18 protein-coding genes are annotated in these 16,634 nt (G+C 55.0%); 12 read left to right on the forward strand and 6 right to left on the reverse strand.

The window, feature by feature from the left end; translation table 11 throughout:
* Window positions 1-59: 59 nt before the first annotated feature.
* Together AAIR21_RS09750 and acpH are read right to left on the reverse strand one after the other, a co-directional pair.
* A complete protein-coding gene (locus AAIR21_RS09750) occupies window positions 60-662 on the reverse strand; it encodes a peroxiredoxin (protein WP_014168840.1) in 603 nt (200 codons plus the stop codon).
* 127 nt (window positions 663-789) lie between these two features.
* Window positions 790-1,371, reverse strand: a complete 582-nt coding sequence (acpH, locus tag AAIR21_RS09755; RefSeq protein WP_079231359.1) for an ACP phosphodiesterase — start codon at window positions 1,369-1,371, stop codon at window positions 790-792.
* Window positions 1,372-1,463: 92 nt separating this feature from the next.
* Between acpH and queA the strand changes: the two genes are divergently transcribed.
* The 7 genes from queA to AAIR21_RS09790 all read left to right on the forward strand — a co-directional run bounded on the left by queA (window position 1,464) and on the right by AAIR21_RS09790 (window position 8,130).
* Window positions 1,464-2,534 carry a tRNA preQ1(34) S-adenosylmethionine ribosyltransferase-isomerase QueA gene (gene queA / locus AAIR21_RS09760; protein WP_183516606.1) on the forward strand — a complete coding sequence of 357 codons (1,071 nt, stop codon included), beginning with the start codon at window positions 1,464-1,466 and terminating at the stop codon, window positions 2,532-2,534.
* Window positions 2,535-2,587: 53 nt separating this feature from the next.
* Entirely contained in the window at window positions 2,588-3,715 is a 1,128-nt protein-coding gene (gene tgt / locus AAIR21_RS09765; RefSeq protein ID WP_020885227.1) for a tRNA guanosine(34) transglycosylase Tgt, read from the forward strand.
* A 22-nt stretch (window positions 3,716-3,737) separates the two neighbouring features.
* Entirely contained in the window at window positions 3,738-4,070 is a 333-nt protein-coding gene (gene yajC, locus AAIR21_RS09770) for a preprotein translocase subunit YajC (RefSeq protein ID WP_000007630.1), read from the forward strand.
* A gap of 27 nt (window positions 4,071-4,097) precedes the next feature.
* Window positions 4,098-5,945 (forward strand): protein translocase subunit SecD, encoded by a 1,848-nt coding sequence (secD, locus tag AAIR21_RS09775; RefSeq protein ID WP_014168844.1) that lies wholly within the window; start codon window positions 4,098-4,100, stop codon window positions 5,943-5,945.
* 10 nt (window positions 5,946-5,955) lie between these two features.
* Entirely contained in the window at window positions 5,956-6,927 is a 972-nt protein-coding gene (gene secF / locus AAIR21_RS09780; RefSeq protein ID WP_020885225.1) for a protein translocase subunit SecF, read from the forward strand.
* A 142-nt stretch (window positions 6,928-7,069) separates the two neighbouring features.
* Window positions 7,070-7,435, forward strand: coding sequence for a VOC family protein (locus AAIR21_RS09785; protein WP_020885224.1), 366 nt, complete (start codon window positions 7,070-7,072; stop codon window positions 7,433-7,435).
* A gap of 14 nt (window positions 7,436-7,449) precedes the next feature.
* Window positions 7,450-8,130, forward strand: coding sequence for a helix-turn-helix transcriptional regulator (locus tag AAIR21_RS09790; RefSeq protein WP_014168847.1), 681 nt, complete (start codon window positions 7,450-7,452; stop codon window positions 8,128-8,130).
* Between the two features lie 48 nt (window positions 8,131-8,178).
* On the opposite strand, the gene AAIR21_RS09795 is transcribed toward AAIR21_RS09790, so the two are convergent.
* Both AAIR21_RS09795 and AAIR21_RS09800 read right to left on the reverse strand, forming a co-directional pair.
* Window positions 8,179-9,063 (reverse strand): nucleoside-specific channel-forming protein Tsx, encoded by an 885-nt coding sequence (locus AAIR21_RS09795; protein WP_025204975.1) that lies wholly within the window; start codon window positions 9,061-9,063, stop codon window positions 8,179-8,181.
* A gap of 266 nt (window positions 9,064-9,329) precedes the next feature.
* A complete protein-coding gene (locus AAIR21_RS09800) occupies window positions 9,330-9,869 on the reverse strand; it encodes a DUF3251 domain-containing protein (protein WP_025204974.1) in 540 nt (179 codons plus the stop codon).
* 152 nt (window positions 9,870-10,021) lie between these two features.
* On the opposite strand from AAIR21_RS09800, the gene nrdR reads away from it, so the two are divergent.
* The 5 genes from nrdR (at window position 10,022) to thiL (ending at window position 13,628) form a co-directional block, all read left to right on the forward strand.
* A complete protein-coding gene (nrdR, locus tag AAIR21_RS09805) occupies window positions 10,022-10,471 on the forward strand; it encodes a transcriptional regulator NrdR (RefSeq protein ID WP_008503337.1) in 450 nt (149 codons plus the stop codon).
* 4 nt (window positions 10,472-10,475) lie between these two features.
* Window positions 10,476-11,579 (forward strand): bifunctional diaminohydroxyphosphoribosylaminopyrimidine deaminase/5-amino-6-(5-phosphoribosylamino)uracil reductase RibD, encoded by a 1,104-nt coding sequence (ribD, locus tag AAIR21_RS09810; protein WP_063925420.1) that lies wholly within the window; start codon window positions 10,476-10,478, stop codon window positions 11,577-11,579.
* Between the two features lie 87 nt (window positions 11,580-11,666).
* Window positions 11,667-12,137: a 6,7-dimethyl-8-ribityllumazine synthase gene (ribH, locus tag AAIR21_RS09815; protein WP_006176874.1), complete on the forward strand. Its 471-nt coding sequence runs from the start codon at window positions 11,667-11,669 to the stop codon at window positions 12,135-12,137.
* Window positions 12,138-12,158: 21 nt separating this feature from the next.
* Window positions 12,159-12,578, forward strand: coding sequence for a transcription antitermination factor NusB (gene nusB, locus AAIR21_RS09820; RefSeq protein WP_006809908.1), 420 nt, complete (start codon window positions 12,159-12,161; stop codon window positions 12,576-12,578).
* Window positions 12,579-12,656: 78 nt separating this feature from the next.
* The gene (thiL, locus tag AAIR21_RS09825) at window positions 12,657-13,628 is read left to right on the forward strand and encodes a thiamine-phosphate kinase (protein ID WP_032677510.1); all 972 of its coding nucleotides are present in this window, start codon (window positions 12,657-12,659) and stop codon (window positions 13,626-13,628) included.
* Between the two features lie 81 nt (window positions 13,629-13,709).
* Here thiL and AAIR21_RS09830 read toward each other — a convergent pair whose 3' ends face one another.
* Both AAIR21_RS09830 and dxs read right to left on the reverse strand, forming a co-directional pair.
* Window positions 13,710-14,684 (reverse strand): aldo/keto reductase, encoded by a 975-nt coding sequence (locus tag AAIR21_RS09830; protein ID WP_138613387.1) that lies wholly within the window; start codon window positions 14,682-14,684, stop codon window positions 13,710-13,712.
* A 63-nt stretch (window positions 14,685-14,747) separates the two neighbouring features.
* Window positions 14,748-16,610: a 1-deoxy-D-xylulose-5-phosphate synthase gene (gene dxs / locus AAIR21_RS09835; protein ID WP_183516605.1), complete on the reverse strand. Its 1,863-nt coding sequence runs from the start codon at window positions 16,608-16,610 to the stop codon at window positions 14,748-14,750.
* Window positions 16,611-16,634 lie beyond the last annotated feature (24 nt).

The following is a 16,634-nucleotide window of genomic DNA, read 5'->3' on the forward strand; positions in this document are numbered from 1 at the left end:
TGAGATCGTACAAAACAAAAAGGCCCGCTAATGCGGGCCTTTTCCGTAAACCGTGCCGATTACAGGCTGGATACGTTCTCAGACAGGTATTTAGCAACGCCGTCCGGAGACGCGTTCATACCTTCTTTACCTTTTTCCCACTGAGCCGGGCACACTTCACCGTGCTCTTCGTGGAACTGCAGCGCGTCAACCATGCGCAGCATTTCGTCGATGTTACGACCCAGTGGCAGATCGTTAACAACCTGGTGACGAACGATGCCGTTTGCGTCGATCAGGAAAGAACCGCGCAGTGCAACACCAGCGTCCGGATGTTCGATACCGTAAGCCTGCTGGATTTCGCGTTTGATGTCCGCAACCATTGCGTATTTCACCGCACCGATGCCGCCTTTGTCGACAGGGGTGTTACGCCATGCGTTGTGTACAAATTCAGAGTCGAAGGAGACGCCTACAACTTCTACGCCACGCTTCTGGAATTCTTCGTAACGTTTGTCGAATGCGATCAGCTCAGACGGGCAAACGAAAGTGAAGTCCATTGGCCAGAAGAACAGAACGGTCGCTTTACCGTTGGTGTGCTGTTTGAAGTTGAAGTTTTCAACGATTTCACCGTTGCCCAGAACTGCTGCAGCTGTAAAATCCGGAGCCGGACGAGTTACCAGAACCATGTGATTCTCCTGTAGATACTAAGGTTATTTGGAACGCAACGCCGCCCAGTATAGAGAGTGTTCATTGATAAGACAAAGAGGCGCTAACAATCGTTCAGCAAGCTTTCACCTATCAATGGCATTTCTGTTATAGCTGTTTGTTTTTCGCCTGGGTCATCATACGCGGATAGAACTGCCAGAATCGTGTCTCCAGCGCCTCGTAGTGGGCGTCCAGGTCATGCCAGGAGTCGCGCAGCGCGTCGAGTCGCGGTCGACGACTCGCCATCCCGTTTAATACATTCTGTATAAAGTCCATCTCGCGATAGCGCTCAAGCCAGCGTTCTGACCAGAGATAGTTATTCAGATTCACAAAGCGCGGCGGCGAGTCCGGCAAAATAATCGACACCTGCTGGTGGGCATAATGCACGAACGCGTTAAGGGGCATCTCGGGAGAGAGTGTTTCCCAGTGCCGCGAGAGGAAATGGTCCCACATCACATCAAGCGTGATTGGCGCGACGCGCCGCGTTTCAGGGCGGAACCACGCTTTGGCTTCCTGGACTTCCGGCAGGTTATCGGTCAGCACGTCGATACGGCGATGCATAAAAATCCCGTCGACAACCTCTGCGGAGTACGCGTCGGCGGGATTACCGCGCACGAAATCGGCCAGCAGATTGCCGGAAAGAGAGCTGTCAGCGAGATGAGCAAGATGCAGGTGAGCGAGAAAATTCATGCGTTTTATTTGTCCAGGGGCGGCTAGTTGTTGCAGCAAAAGGGTGTGAGCACTAGACTATGCCGCCTGTTTTTAAGTCACGAGTATACGTCATGCGCGTCGCCGATTTCTCCTTTGAACTACCTGAATCCCTGATTGCTCACTACCCAATGCCTGAGCGCAGTAGCTGTCGTTTGCTGTCACTGGATGGGCCGACGGGCGAGCTGACGCACGGTACTTTCACCGATTTGTTCGACAAGCTCAACCCTGGCGATCTGCTGGTCTTTAACAATACCCGCGTGATCCCGGCGCGTCTGTTTGGCCGTAAAGCCAGCGGCGGCAAGATTGAAGTGCTGGTCGAACGTATGCTTGATGATAAACGTATTCTGGCACATATTCGCGCCTCTAAAGCGCCGAAGCCGGGTGCAGAGCTGCTGCTTGGCGATGATGAGAGCATCCGTGCAACCATGACCGCGCGTCACGATGCGCTGTTTGAGGTGGCGTTCAATGACGAGCGCACGGTGCTCGACATTCTGAATGCGATCGGCCATATGCCGCTGCCCCCTTACATCGAGCGCCCGGACGAAGAGGCTGACCGCGAGCTGTACCAGACCGTCTATAGCCAGAAGCCTGGCGCGGTCGCCGCGCCGACGGCGGGTCTGCATTTTGATGAACCGCTGCTGGAAAAATTGCGCGCGAAAGGTATCGAGATGGCCTTCGTGACCCTGCATGTCGGTGCGGGTACGTTCCAGCCGGTGCGCGTGGACAGCATCGAAGACCACATCATGCACTCCGAATATGCCGAAGTGCCGCAAGAGGTGGTGGATGCCGTTCTGGCCGCCAAAGCACGCGGTAACCGCGTTGTGGCAGTGGGCACCACGTCGGTACGCTCCCTTGAGAGCGCCGCGCAGGCCGCCAAAAATGACCTGATTGAGCCTTTCTTTGGCGATACGCAGATCTTTATCTACCCGGGCTATCAGTACAACGTGATTGATGCCCTGGTAACCAACTTCCATCTGCCTGAATCAACGCTGATTATGCTGGTGTCCGCTTTTGCGGGTTATCAGCACACCATGACGGCGTACAAGTCTGCGGTAGAACAAAAATATCGCTTTTTTAGCTACGGGGACGCGATGTTTATCACGTACAATCCGCAGGCTTTGAATGAGCGTGTCGGGGAATAAGTCCGCGGCACCGTTTTACAACGTTGGACTGTTTTTCTGACGTCGGAGAAAAAATGAAATTTGAACTCGATACCACCGATGGTCGCGCACGTCGCGGCCGCCTGGTGTTTGATCGCGGCGTGGTGGAAACCCCCGCGTTTATGCCTGTGGGCACCTACGGCACCGTAAAAGGGATGACGCCGGAAGAAGTGGAAGCCACTGGCGCACAGATTATCCTCGGCAATACCTTCCACCTGTGGCTGCGTCCTGGTCAGGAGATCATGAAGCTGCACGGCGATTTGCATGACTTCATGCAGTGGAAAGGCCCGATCCTGACCGACTCCGGTGGTTTCCAGGTCTTCAGCCTGGGCGACATCCGTAAGATCACCGAGCAGGGCGTACACTTCCGTAACCCGATCAACGGCGATCCGATTTTCCTCGATCCTGAAAAGTCTATGGAGATTCAGTACGATCTCGGCTCTGATATCGTGATGATCTTCGACGAATGTACGCCATACCCGGCCGACTGGGATTACGCGAAACGCTCCATGGAGATGTCGTTGCGCTGGGCGAAGCGTAGCCGTGACCGCTTTGACTCCCTGCAGAACAAAAATGCGCTGTTCGGTATTATCCAGGGCAGCGTTTACGAAGATTTACGCGATATCTCTGTTAAAGGTCTGGTAGAGATAGGTTTTGATGGCTACGCTGTCGGCGGTTTGGCTGTGGGTGAACCGAAGGAAGACATGCATCGCATTCTGGAGCATGTCTGCCCACAAATCCCGGCAGATAAACCCCGTTACCTGATGGGTGTGGGTAAACCTGAGGACCTGGTTGAAGGTGTGCGCCGCGGCATTGATATGTTCGACTGCGTTATGCCAACCCGCAACGCGCGTAACGGTCATCTGTTTGTGACCGATGGCGTGGTGAAAATCCGTAACGCGAAGCATAAGAGTGACACCAGCCCGCTCGATTCCGAGTGCGATTGCTACACCTGTCGCAATTATTCTCGCGCGTACCTGCATCATCTTGATCGTTGCAATGAGATTTTGGGCGCGCGTCTCAATACCATTCATAATCTTCGTTATTATCAGCGCTTAATGGCTGGTTTACGCAAGGCTATTGAAGAGGGTAAATTAGAGAGCTTCGTGACCGATTTTTACCAACGTCAGGGTCGAACCGTTCCACCTTTGAACGTTGATTAATTTTAATAATGAGGGAATTTGAATGAGCTTTTTTATTTCTGATGCGGTAGCGGCAACAGGTGCTCCGGCGCAGGGCAGCCCGATGTCTCTGATTCTGATGCTGGTTGTGTTCGGTCTGATCTTCTACTTCATGATCCTGCGCCCACAGCAGAAGCGTACCAAAGAGCACAAAAAGCTGATGGACTCCATTGCCAAAGGTGATGAAGTGCTGACCAACGGTGGTCTGGTCGGTCGCGTAACCAAAGTGGCTGAAAGTGGCTACATTGCTATTGCCCTGAACGACACCACTGAAGTGGTTATCAAACGTGACTTCGTAGCTGCCGTTCTGCCGAAAGGCACCATGAAGGCGCTGTAATCCCAACTTTTCCCAAAGGGAACTGCCGTGTTAAACCGTTATCCTTTGTGGAAGTACATCATGCTGGTCGCCGTGATTCTCGTCGGCCTGCTGTACGCGCTTCCCAACCTGTATGGTGAGGATCCGGCTGTTCAAATCACTGGCGCGCGCGGTGTCGCCGCCAGTGAGCAAACGCTGATCCAGGTCCAGAAATCGTTACAAGAAGAAAAAATTACCGCTAAGTCTGTGGCTCTGGAAGAGGGCGCAATTCTTGCTCGCTTCGACACCACCGACACGCAGCTCCGCGCTCGCGAAGTGCTGATGGGCGTGCTGGGTGATAAATACGTCGTGGCGCTTAACCTTGCTCCTGCAACCCCGCGTTGGCTGGCTGCGTTGAATGCAGAGCCAATGAAACTCGGTCTTGACCTGCGTGGCGGTGTTCACTTCCTGATGGAAGTGGATATGGATACCGCGCTCGGCAAACTGCAGGAACAAAACATCGACAGCCTGCGCAGCGATCTGCGCGAAAAAGGCATCGCTTACACTACCGTTCGTAAAGAAGATAACTACGGTATGAGCATCACGTTCCGCGACAGCGCGGCGCGCGATCAGGCTGTAGATTACCTGACTCAACGTCACCGTGACCTCGTGATCACCTCTCAGGGCAGCAACCAGCTGCGCGCGGTGATGACCGATGCTCGCCTGAAAGAAGCCCGTGAATACGCCGTTCAGCAGAACATCAATATTCTGCGTAACCGTGTAAACCAGCTGGGTGTTGCTGAGCCACTGGTACAGCGTCAGGGTGCTGACCGTATCGTGGTGGAACTCCCGGGGATTCAGGACACGGCACGTGCGAAAGAGATTCTGGGGGCAACTGCCACGCTGGAATTCCGTCTGGTTAACTCCAACGTCGATCAGTCCGCTGCTGCCGCAGGCCGTATTCCGGGCGATTCGGAAGTGAAACAGACCCGCGAAGGTCAGCCAGTTGTGCTGTACAAACGCGTGATCCTGACCGGTGACCACATCACCGACTCCACATCCAGCCAGGACGAATACAACCAGCCGCAGGTTAACATCTCGCTGGATAGCGCGGGTGGTAACATCATGTCTAACTTCACCAAGGACAACATCGGTAAACCGATGGCGACCCTGTTCGTGGAGTACAAAGACAGCGGTAAGAAAGATGCAAACGGCCGCGCGGTGCTGGTGAAAGAGGAAGAGGTGATTAACATCGCCAACATCCAGTCTCGTCTGGGTAACAGCTTCCGCATCACCGGTATCAACAACCCGAACGAAGCGCGTCAGCTTTCGCTGCTGCTGCGTGCCGGTGCGCTGATTGCACCGATTCAGATTGTTGAAGAACGTACCATTGGTCCAACGCTGGGGATGCAAAACATCAAGCAGGGTCTGGAAGCGTGTCTGGCCGGTCTGGTGGTCTCCATCCTCTTCATGATCTTCTTCTATAAGAAGTTTGGTCTGATTGCGACAAGCGCACTGGTTGCGAACCTGGTGCTGATTATCGGCATCATGTCTCTGCTGCCGGGGGCGACGCTGACCATGCCGGGGATTGCCGGTATCGTCTTAACCCTTGCGGTGGCGGTCGACGCCAACGTACTGATAAACGAACGTATCAAAGAAGAGTTAAGCAACGGTCGCTCTGTTCAGCAGGCGATTGACGAAGGCTACAAAGGGGCATTCAGCTCCATCTTCGATGCGAACGTAACAACACTGATTAAGGTTCTTATCCTGTATGCAGTGGGGACTGGCGCTATCAAAGGCTTTGCGATCACCACCGGTATCGGTGTTGCAACGTCAATGTTTACCGCTATTGTCGGCACCCGTGCCATCGTGAACCTGCTGTATGGCGGCAAGCGCGTCAAAAAGCTGTCTATCTGAGGAGTGCGTTGTGGCACAGGAATATACTGTTGAACAATTGAACCACGGCCGTAAAGTCTGGGACTTTATGCGCTGGGACTACTGGGCTTTCGGCATTTCAGGTTTACTGCTGATCCTCTCCCTTATCGTGATGGGCGTGAAAGGCTTTAACTGGGGTCTTGATTTCACCGGTGGTACGGTAATTGAGATCTCCCTGGAAAAACCGGTCGATATGGACCAGATGCGCCAGTCTCTGCAGAAAGCGGGCTTTGAAGAGCCGTTGCTGCAGAACTTCGGCAGCAGCCGTGACATCATGGTGCGTATGCCGCCGGTGCACGATGCGAACGGCAGCCAGGAGCTGGGCAGCAAGGTTGTTAACGTGGTTAACGAAACAACCAACCAGCATGCGACGGTTAAGCGTATCGAGTTCGTCGGGCCAAGCGTAGGTGCTGACCTGGCGCAAACCGGTGCGATGGCGCTGCTGGTGGCTCTGATCTCCATTCTGGTGTACGTCGGTTTCCGCTTTGAGTGGCGACTGGCGGCGGGTGTGGTTATCGCCCTGGCGCACGACGTGGTGATCACCATGGGCATACTGTCTCTGTTCCACATTGAGATTGACCTGACAATCGTGGCATCCCTGATGTCCGTTATCGGTTACTCACTGAACGACAGTATCGTGGTATCTGACCGTATTCGTGAAAACTTCCGTAAGATCCGTCGCGGTACGCCGTACGAAATCTTTAACGTGTCGTTGACCCAGACGCTGCACCGTACGTTGATCACATCCGGAACCACCTTGATGGTGATCCTGATGCTGTTCCTCTTCGGTGGCCCGGTACTGGAAGGCTTCTCGCTGACCATGCTGATCGGTGTCTCTATCGGTACGGCTTCGTCTATCTACGTCGCCTCCGCACTGGCACTGAAACTTGGCATGAAGCGCGAGCACCTGCTCCAGCAGAAAGTCGAGAAAGAAGGGGCGGATCAGCCGTCTATTCTGCCGTAAGACGACGTGTCGTTCGTTCCTGAAATCCCGGTCTGTTGACCGGGATTTTTTTTATCTGCTCCTGCCAAACACTCCTGACAGTATGCTGTCAGGAGCCCTGTCGTAGACTCTTTTCGAACCCAAACAACAGGCAGGAGGATGTATGAAAAGTGTGATTAACTGGTTTGAAATTCCGGTCGCCGATATGGATCGCGCTATCAAATTTTATGAGCCCGTGATGCAGGTACAGCTGAGACGAGAGAAAATGGATGTGGCTGAGCTAGCCGTTTTCCCGCATGACGATCCGGCCACCGGCGGCGCGCTGGCAAAATTTGAGGGCATTACACCGTCCGTACAGGGCGCTATTATTTACCTGCATACTGACAACCTGGCGGCAACGCTCGATCGCATCGCGTCTGCGGGTGGCGAGTGCGTGTTTGGCCCGCTGGAATTGCCGCGTGGCATTGGCACCATAGCCTTGTTTACCGACAGCGAAGGTAATCGCGTCGGCCTCCATCAACCTGCCTGAGAGCTGAATACGATATGACCCGACGCGCAGACCGTTTGTTTCAGATTGTGCAGATCCTGAGAGGCAGGCGTCTGACAACGGCAGCGCATCTGGCGGACAGGTTGAGCGTATCGGAACGGACCGTATACCGTGATATCCGCGACCTGTCGCTTTCCGGCGTGCCGGTGGAAGGGGAGGCGGGAAGCGGCTATCGGCTGATGTCCGGTTTTGACTTACCTCCGCTGATGCTGACGAACAAAGAATCTGAAGCGCTGATGGTCGCCATCCGTCTGCTGAAAACCTGGGGCGGCGACTCGCTCTCGCGTGAGCTTGAGTCGGCGCAGGAGAAGGTACTGGCGATCCTGCCCGAGGAGAGCCGACGTAAGGCGGAGCAGACGCGGATATATGCGCCGGATATTGCGCTTCAGCCGCATTCGCGCAGCGACTTTGATGTTATTCATCAGGCTATTTCTGCCCAGTGCGTACTGGCGCTGCATTATCGTGATGAAGCCGGGCATCTGACATGGCGCGACATTCAGCCGCTGGGGCTGTTCTTCTGGGGAGAGCATTGGCTGCTGGCCGCGTGGTGTGAACGGCGTGATGACTACCGCTGCTTCCGGCTCGACAGGTGTCTGAATATTACGCTCACGCAGAGGCGTTTTAGCGAAAGCGCAGAGCGATCGCTGGCGGATTTTCTGCGCAAGGTGAAGCAATAAAAAAGCCAGCATATCAGCTGGCTTTGTCCGTTTTTGCCTTCTTTCACATCAGAAGTTGTAACCGACAACCAGGTAACCACCCCAGCCGGTAGAACGTACGCTGAAGTCGCCATTGCCGAAGTTCAGGCTTGCGTCATCGTTCCACTGACCGCCGTTATGCCAGTAACGCGCAACAACGGAGTAGTGCCAGTGATCGTAGTTCAGCGCCAGGATGTGGCTGGAGGCGATGGAGTCGTTGGTACGCGCTTTCTTACCGTTCAGGTCACGGAAGTCGTTGTCGCCCAGGTCTGAACCCCAGTCAAAGTTAGTGAAACCGATATAGCTCAGGTTACCGCCCCACAGCTGGGTAATTGGCACAAAGTATTTCACTTTGAAACGGTAGCCATCCCACTCGTTTTCGTTCGCGGCACCGTAGTTCTGCCACTGGTATTTCGCATAGACGTTCAGGGACAGGCTCATTGGCAGACCGGTATCGATGTCGGTACCCAGACCCATATACCAGGTGCTCTGACGACCGGACGCGTTACGGCCCATGTCGTAGATGTAGTTATTCGCGAAGTACCACTCTTTGAATGGACCAAACGCCAGGCTGGTGCCCGTCAGCTTATCAATGGAGAAGCGGGGTTCGATCTCCATGAACAGGGGGGAACCGTGGTTCCAGATACCTTTCGCATCGGTGTTACCGCCGAAGAAGACCGGTGCATCCATATAGCCGTAGAAATCGAACCAGTCTTTCTTGGCGAAGGCTTCGTACTCCAGGTAGGTATCGTTGCGGATCTGTGGTCCGAAACGGGTGTGATAGCTGCCGACCACGTTAACGCTCTGGTGCCACCAGTCGGAGAGGTATTGTGGTTTATCGTTTTCCGCTGCGTTAACAGTGAAAGTGGAGGAGAGTGCCAGCACGGCGCCAGCCGCGAGTAATGTTTTTTTCATAATCATGCCACTGATTGAAATTCCCTTCCGGGAGTGAAAAATGCGCGAATTGCGTTTCTAAATATTTCGTGTTTCTGCGGAGCCTATTATAGGAATCCTTGCTCACAAAAATATGTGTTGTTTCACATATCTCTCACACGCGTAATCGATTGCGTTCACGTTTGCGTACTTTAAACGGCGGGGATTGTAGCGGCAATGATTTCTGTTGCCAATCTTTGCGGATTGTAAATGTTAGCGGAGTGACATTGCACTCCGCTGAAAGGGGATTACTGCGCGGCGGGCTGGATATCGTGAATGCGGATGAAACCTAACTGATCCGGCGTAAGTCCGTTCAGCTGGATCGGAATGTCAACATCGCTCGGGGCCAGCACGCTGGCGGGTGCGGTGAACAGCTGGCTCTTCACGTTCACTTCCTGATAGTTCTCGGTGGTGCCCTGAATCTGCCCCCACTCGACGGTGCCGCTAAAGGCTGGCAGAGGATCGTTGGATTCCCCCTGAATGCGTAATGTTGCGCGAGTACCATCCGCATTGGCCGCCACGTTAACCAGCGACATTTTCAGCGTGCCAATCTGGCTGTTAAGGCGCGCCGGGGTGTTAGACCCGGGCAGCAGATAAACCCCGCTGCTGGATTTGGCATTCAGCGCGTTTTGCTGGGTGATCTTCACAGTTTCTTTGTTCAGTTTGTCCATCGCGGTATTGAGCGTATTCACGCTTTGTTTCATTTGACGGACTTCGGTTTGCTGTGCACAGGCGCTAAGGGTAAACAGACTCCCCACCAGCAATATTTTCAGGTAACGTCTTGTCATTGCGTTTATTTCCTTGAAATAACGGATCTCCGTAATGGTAGCCAGCATCGCATCAACAGGCATAGATCCTTTGTCTCAAAAAGCTCTTCCTTTGTTGTCAGGCCAGATCAGGGTAAAATGAAAATCAGTTAACCACATAACAGGGATACCGTATGCATTGCCCATTCTGCTCCGCTGTGGATACCAAAGTTATCGACTCTCGCCTTGTGGGCGAAGGGTCTTCCGTACGCCGCCGCCGGCAATGTCTGGTGTGCAACGAGCGTTTCACGACCTTTGAGGTTGCAGAGCTGGTAATGCCGCGCGTGGTAAAAAGTAACGACGTGCGTGAGCCGTTTAACGAAGAGAAACTGCGCAGCGGGATGCTCAAGGCGCTGGAAAAACGCCCTGTCAGTGCAGATGACGTCGAAATGGCGTTAAACCACATAAAATCTTACCTTCGTGGTTTGGGTGAGCGCGAGGTGCCAAGCAAGATGATTGGCAACCTGGTGATGGAGCAACTGAAAAAGCTCGATAAGGTCGCCTATATCCGCTTCGCCTCTGTGTACCGCAGTTTCGAAGATATCAAAGAGTTTGGCGAAGAGATCGCCCGCTTACAGGATTAAGCTCATGCAGGATGAGATTTACATGGCGCGAGCCATGAAGCTGGCGCAGCGCGGTCGTTTTACCACCCATCCCAACCCTAACGTCGGGTGCGTCATTGTCAACGATGGCGAGATCGTGGGCGAAGGGTTTCACTACCGTGCCGGTGAGCCCCATGCCGAAGTTCATGCCCTGCGCATGGCCGGCGAAAAGGCGCGCGGTGCAACGGCCTACGTGACGCTGGAACCCTGCAGCCACCACGGCCGTACCCCGCCGTGCTGCGAAGCACTGATTGCAGCGGGTGTCGCGCGCGTTGTCGCGGCGATGCAGGATCCCAATCCGCAGGTTGCCGGACGCGGCCTGTATCGACTGCAGCAGGAAGGGATTGACGTCAGTCACGGTCTGATGATGCAGGATGCAGAAGCGATCAACAAAGGCTTCCTGAAGCGCATGCGCACCGGGTTCCCGTACATTCAGCTTAAGCTTGGGGCCTCACTGGATGGTCGCACGGCGATGGCGAACGGCGAGAGCCAGTGGATCACCTCTGCGCAGGCAAGGCGCGATGTGCAACGTCTGCGCGCGCAAAGCCATGCTATCCTCACCAGCAGTGAAACGGTTCTGGCTGATAATCCTGCCATGACCGTGCGCTGGGATGAACTGAATGCCGATACCCAGGCGTGCTACCCGCAGGAAAACCTGCGTCAGCCGCTGCGTATTGTCATCGATAGCCAGAATCGCATCACGCCTGCGCACCGCATCGTGCAACAGCCGGGCGAAACCTGGATTGCACGCACGCAGGACGATGCGCGTGAATGGCCGCAAGGCGTACGCAGCATCATGGTGCCAGAGCATAACGGGCACCTCGACTTAGTGGTGCTGATGATGCTGCTTGGTAAGCAACAGGTGAACAGTATCTGGGTAGAAGCGGGGCCGACGCTGGCCGGCGCGCTGCTGCAGGCCGGGCTGGTGGATGAGCTGATTGTCTACGTAGCACCTAAACTGTTGGGTAACGATGCGCGTGGTCTGTTTGTGCTGCCGGGTCTTGAAAAACTTGGTGATGCACCGCAACTCAAATTTAGCGAGATTCGTCCGGTGGGCCCGGATGTCTGCCTCCATTTAACGCCAGCGTAATTGCTCCTGAAATAGGGAAGCAGTGCGCAAAGTATTATGATAAAATCCGCCCCCCTGCGGGGCCAAATGAACCCGTAAAGGAAGAGTATGAACATTATTGAAGCTGCTGTAGCTACCCCGGACGCTCGCGTCGCCATCACCATTGCGCGTTTCAACAACTTCATCAACGACAGCCTGCTGGAAGGTGCCATTGACGCCCTGAAACGTATCGGCCAGGTTAAAGATGACAACATTACCGTTGTTTGGGTTCCAGGTGCTTATGAACTGCCACTGGCAGCGGGCGCGCTGGCGAAAACCGGTAAATACGACGCGGTGATTGCGCTGGGTACCGTTATTCGTGGCGGCACTGCACACTTCGAATACGTTGCAGGCGGTGCAAGCAATGGTCTGGCACACGTTGCGCAGGATGCTGAAATTCCTGTCGCGTTTGGCGTGCTGACTACCGAAAGTATTGAACAAGCCATTGAGCGCGCTGGTACCAAAGCCGGTAACAAAGGTGCAGAAGCTGCACTGACCGCGCTTGAAATGATCAATGTGTTGAAAGCCATTAAGGCCTGATTTTTTTGTAAGGGGAATTCCGTGAAACCTGCTGCTCGTCGCCGCGCCCGTGAATGTGCCGTCCAGGCACTTTACTCCTGGCAGTTGTCCCAGAACGACATCGCTGATGTTGAATACCAGTTCCTGTCAGAACAGGACGTGAAAGACGTTGACGTTCTGTACTTCCGTGAACTGCTGTCGGGAGTGGCGACTAATAGCGCGTATCTCGATGGTCTGATGAAGCCATATCTGTCCCGTCTGCTTGAAGAGCTGGGTCAGGTTGAGAAAGCAGTGTTGCGTATCGCGCTGTTTGAGTTGTCTAAACGTGATGATGTGCCGTACAAAGTGGCCATCAACGAAGCGATCGAACTGGCGAAAACCTTCGGCGCTGAAGACAGCCATAAATTTGTAAACGGCGTGCTGGATAAAGCCGCACCTGCGATCCGTCCCCACAAAAAGTGATCCGCAAACCGGAGTTTTGCATTGCCTGCCGGGCAGTGCGGCTCCGGTTTTTTTATTTAATTTGCTGAGGCATAACGTATGGCATGCGGCGAATTCTCCCTGATTGCCCGTTATTTCGACCGTGTCAGAACCTCTCGTCTTGATGTTGAAACCGGCATTGGCGATGACTGCGCACTTCTCAATATTCCCGAAAAACAGACGCTGGCAATCAGCACCGACACCTTAGTGTGCGGACGTCATTTTTTACCTGATATCGATCCCGCCGATCTGGCGTATAAAGCGCTGGCGGTCAACGTAAGCGATTTAGCGGCCATGGGCGCCGATCCCGCGTGGCTGACGCTGGCGTTGACGCTGCCCGAGGTGGATGAAGACTGGCTTGAAGCCTTTAGCGATGCGCTGTTTGATCAGCTCAACTACTACGATATGCAGCTGATCGGCGGTGACACCACTGCCGGGCCGCTGTCGATGACGCTTGCGATCCACGGCTATGTCCCGCTGGGCCGGGCGCTGAAACGCTCGGGCGCAAAGCCGGGTGACTGGATCTACGTGACCGGCACGCCGGGCGACAGCGCCGCAGGGCTGGCGATCCTCCAGGACCGCTTACGCGTCAAGGATACCGACGATGCGGCATATCTGGTGAAACGCCATCTGCGCCCAACGCCGCGTATTTTGCACGGCCAGGCGCTGCGCGAGCGGGCAAGCTCGGCTATCGATCTCTCTGACGGGCTTATCTCCGATCTCGGCCATATTCTGAAGGCCAGCGGTGTGGGCGCGCGCGTAGATCTGGATCTGTTCCCACTGTCAGAGCCATTGCTTCGCCATGTGGAACCTGAGCAGGCTCTGCGCTGGGCGCTCTCCGGCGGCGAAGATTATGAGCTGTGCTTTACCGTACCGGAGCTGAACCGGGGAACGCTGGACGTGGCGCTAGCTCACCTTGGGGCGAAGTTTACCTGTATCGGACAGATTATGCCGGAAAGCGAAGGGCTGAAATTTGTGCGTGATGGCGCGCCGGTTACGCTTGACTGGAAGGGTTACGACCACTTTGCGTGATTCGTCTGCCGGGTAGCGCTGCGCTTACCCGGCCGAGGGGTTTTGTTCCCTCTCCTTTTGGGAGACGGGCAGGGCGAGGGCTTACTTAAACCCTACCACCGGATGCTGCTGGTACGGCGTTTCCAGCTCGGCGACTTGCTCAGGCGTCAGCGTTAAATCAACGGCACTCAACAACTCATCCAGCTGTTCTTCCCGCGATGTACCGATAATCGGTGCCGCGACTCCGCGTTTGCTCAGCAACCACGCCAGCGCTACCTGCGCACGCGTGGCACCGGTATCATCGGCAATCCCCGCTAAACGTTCGGCGATCAACGCATCGCTGGCTTCCGTACCTTCGTACAAGGTTTTACCGAACGCATCCGACACCGAGCGGGCAGTGGTCTCTCCCCAAGGTCGGGTGAGGCGTCCGCGCGCCAGGGGGCTCCATGGGATCACCGCTACACCTTCCTGATAGCAGAGCGGCAGCATCTCGCGCTCTTCTTCGCGATAGATAAGGTTGTAGTGATCCTGCATGGTGACAAACCGTGCCCAGCCGTGCTGCGCCTGAAGGTCAAGCGCTGAGGCAAACTGCGAAGCGTGCATAGACGATGCGCCGATGTAACGTGCCTTCCCGGCCTTAACCACATCGTTAAGGGCTTCCAGCGTCTCTTCAATCGGCGTGTTGTAATCCCAGCGGTGGATCTGCAGCAGGTCGACATAATCCATATTCAGGCGCCGGAGGCTGTCATCAATGGATCGCAGGATTTGCGCACGGGAAAGGCCTTCAGGCAAATCACCCACCTGGTGATATACCTTGGTGGCGACGATCACATCGTCACGGCGGGCAAAATCGCGCAGGGCACGGCCGACAATCTCTTCGCTGCTGCCGTCGGAGTAACTGTTGGCAGTATCAAAAAAGTTAATTCCGCCGTCGAGTGCGCGTTTGATGATAAGGCGGCTGCTCTCTTCCGGCAGCGTCCAGGCGTGATTTCCCCGGTCTGGCTCGCCAAAGGTCATGCATCCCAGGCAAAGTCGGGAAACCTGAAGGTCTGTTTTTCCTAATGTCGTGTATTGCATGGTTCCGCTCCTGCTTTTTTAAACAATACGTTTAAGCATAGCAGGAGCGGAAAAGGGGAGGGATCAGGCAAGCCAGGAACGGATTTTCGACTCAATGCCGGCCGCATCCAGGCCAATCGCCGCACGGGCTTCGTCCTGGGTGCCTTGTGGAATGAAATGATCCGGCAGACCAAGGTTCAGTACCGGCACGGCTTTACGGTTAGCCATCAGCACTTCGTTTACGCCGCTGCCCGCACCGCCCATGATGGCGTTTTCTTCCAGCGTGACCAGCACGTCATGAGATTCCGCCATGCTCAGGATCAGGGCCTCGTCGAGCGGTTTCACAAAGCGCATATCCACAAGGGTCGCATTCAGCGCTTCAGCCACTTTCGCGGCCTCCGGCATCAGCGTACCAAAGTTCAGGATCGCCACTTTCTCACCGCGACGCTTCACCAGACCTTTACCTATCGGCAGTTTTTCCAGCGGCTGCAGTTCAACGCCGACGGCATTGCCGCGCGGGTAGCGCACCGCACTAGGGCCATCCTGATAGTGGTAGCCGGTAAACAGCATCTGACGACATTCGTTCTCATCGCTTGGCGTCATGATGACCATATCCGGGACGCAGCGCAGGAACGACAGGTCAAATGCCCCCTGGTGCGTCTGGCCGTCAGCACCCACAATGCCTGCGCGGTCGATAGCAAACAGCACCGGCAGCTTCTGGATAGCAACGTCATGGATCACCTGGTCGTAGGCGCGTTGCAGGAAGGTGGAATAAATGGCGACAACCGGGTTGTAACCGCCAATCGCCAGACCTGCCGCAAAGGTCACTGCGTGCTGCTCGGCAATGGCAACGTCAAAATACTGGTCCGGGTATTTTTTGGAGAACTCCACCATGCCAGAACCTTCACGCATAGCCGGGGTGATCGCCATGAGCTTATTGTCTTTAGCGGCGGTTTCACACAGCCAGTCGCCAAAGATTTTTGAATAGCTCGGCATGCCGCCGCTGCTTTTGGGCAGGCAACCGCTGCTCGGGTCGAATTTCGGTACCGCGTGGAAGGTGATGGGATCTTTTTCCGCCGGTTCGTATCCACGGCCTTTTTTGGTCATGATATGCAGGAACTGCGGGCCTTTCAGGTCACGCATGTTTTTCAGCGTGGTGACAAGCCCCAGAACGTCATGCCCGTCCACCGGACCAATATAGTTAAAGCCCAGCTCTTCAAACAGCGTACCCGGCACGACCATGCCTTTGATGTGTTCTTCGGTGCGTTTAAGCAGTTCTTTGATTGGCGGTACGCCGGAGAAGACTTTTTTGCCGCCTTCGCGCAGCGAGGAGTAAAGCTTGCCGGAGAGCAGCTGCGCCAGATGGTTGTTCAGCGCGCCCACGTTTTCGGAAATCGACATTTCGTTATCATTAAGGATAACCAGCATGTCTGGCTTGATATCGCCCGCGTGGTTCATGGCCTCAAAGGCCATACCGGCAGTGATCGCCCCGTCGCCAATGACGCAGACGGTACGACGCTGTTTATTCTCTTTTTCGGCTGCCACCGCAATACCGATACCCGCAGAAATCGAGGTGGAGGAGTGCCCAACGCTTAATACGTCGAACTCGCTCTCGCCACGCCATGGGAACGGATGCAGGCCGCCTTTCTGACGAATGGTGCCAATTTTATCGCGACGTCCGGTCAGAATTTTATGCGGATAGGCCTGGTGGCCGACATCCCAGATGAGCTGATCGAACGGCGTGTTATAGACATAGTGCAGCGCCACGGTCAGCTCTACCGTGCCAAGCCCGGAGGCGAAATGGCCGCTGGAGCGGCTTACGCTGTCGAGCAGGTAGCGACGCAGCTCATCGCACAGCTTCGGCAGGCTCTCTTTCGGCAACAGGCGTAACTCCTGGGTGGAGTCAACTAACGCCAGTGTCGGGTATTTGGCAATATCAAAACTCATCAAAGGCTCATCGAGATAGTGTGT

Source organism: Enterobacter sp. PTB, assembly GCF_051130085.1.
Lineage (GTDB): Bacteria > Pseudomonadota > Gammaproteobacteria > Enterobacterales > Enterobacteriaceae > Enterobacter > Enterobacter ludwigii.

Coding starts and splice junctions, on each gene's coding strand:
- AAIR21_RS09750 (WP_014168840.1), bottom strand. CDS start 662: ATGGTTCTGGTAACTCGTCCGGCTCCGGATTTTACAGCTGCAGCAGTT.
- acpH (WP_079231359.1), bottom strand. CDS start 1,371: ATGAATTTTCTCGCTCACCTGCATCTTGCTCATCTCGCTGACAGCTCT.
- queA (WP_183516606.1), top strand. CDS start 1,464: ATGCGCGTCGCCGATTTCTCCTTTGAACTACCTGAATCCCTGATTGCT.
- tgt (WP_020885227.1), top strand. CDS start 2,588: ATGAAATTTGAACTCGATACCACCGATGGTCGCGCACGTCGCGGCCGC.
- yajC (WP_000007630.1), top strand. CDS start 3,738: ATGAGCTTTTTTATTTCTGATGCGGTAGCGGCAACAGGTGCTCCGGCG.
- AAIR21_RS09785 (WP_020885224.1), top strand. CDS start 7,070: ATGAAAAGTGTGATTAACTGGTTTGAAATTCCGGTCGCCGATATGGAT.
- AAIR21_RS09790 (WP_014168847.1), top strand. CDS start 7,450: ATGACCCGACGCGCAGACCGTTTGTTTCAGATTGTGCAGATCCTGAGA.
- AAIR21_RS09795 (WP_025204975.1), bottom strand. CDS start 9,063: ATGAAAAAAACATTACTCGCGGCTGGCGCCGTGCTGGCACTCTCCTCC.
- AAIR21_RS09800 (WP_025204974.1), bottom strand. CDS start 9,869: ATGACAAGACGTTACCTGAAAATATTGCTGGTGGGGAGTCTGTTTACC.
- nrdR (WP_008503337.1), top strand. CDS start 10,022: ATGCATTGCCCATTCTGCTCCGCTGTGGATACCAAAGTTATCGACTCT.
- ribD (WP_063925420.1), top strand. CDS start 10,476: ATGCAGGATGAGATTTACATGGCGCGAGCCATGAAGCTGGCGCAGCGC.
- ribH (WP_006176874.1), top strand. CDS start 11,667: ATGAACATTATTGAAGCTGCTGTAGCTACCCCGGACGCTCGCGTCGCC.
- thiL (WP_032677510.1), top strand. CDS start 12,657: ATGGCATGCGGCGAATTCTCCCTGATTGCCCGTTATTTCGACCGTGTC.
- AAIR21_RS09830 (WP_138613387.1), bottom strand. CDS start 14,684: ATGCAATACACGACATTAGGAAAAACAGACCTTCAGGTTTCCCGACTT.
- dxs (WP_183516605.1), bottom strand. CDS start 16,610: ATGAGTTTTGATATTGCCAAATACCCGACACTGGCGTTAGTTGACTCC.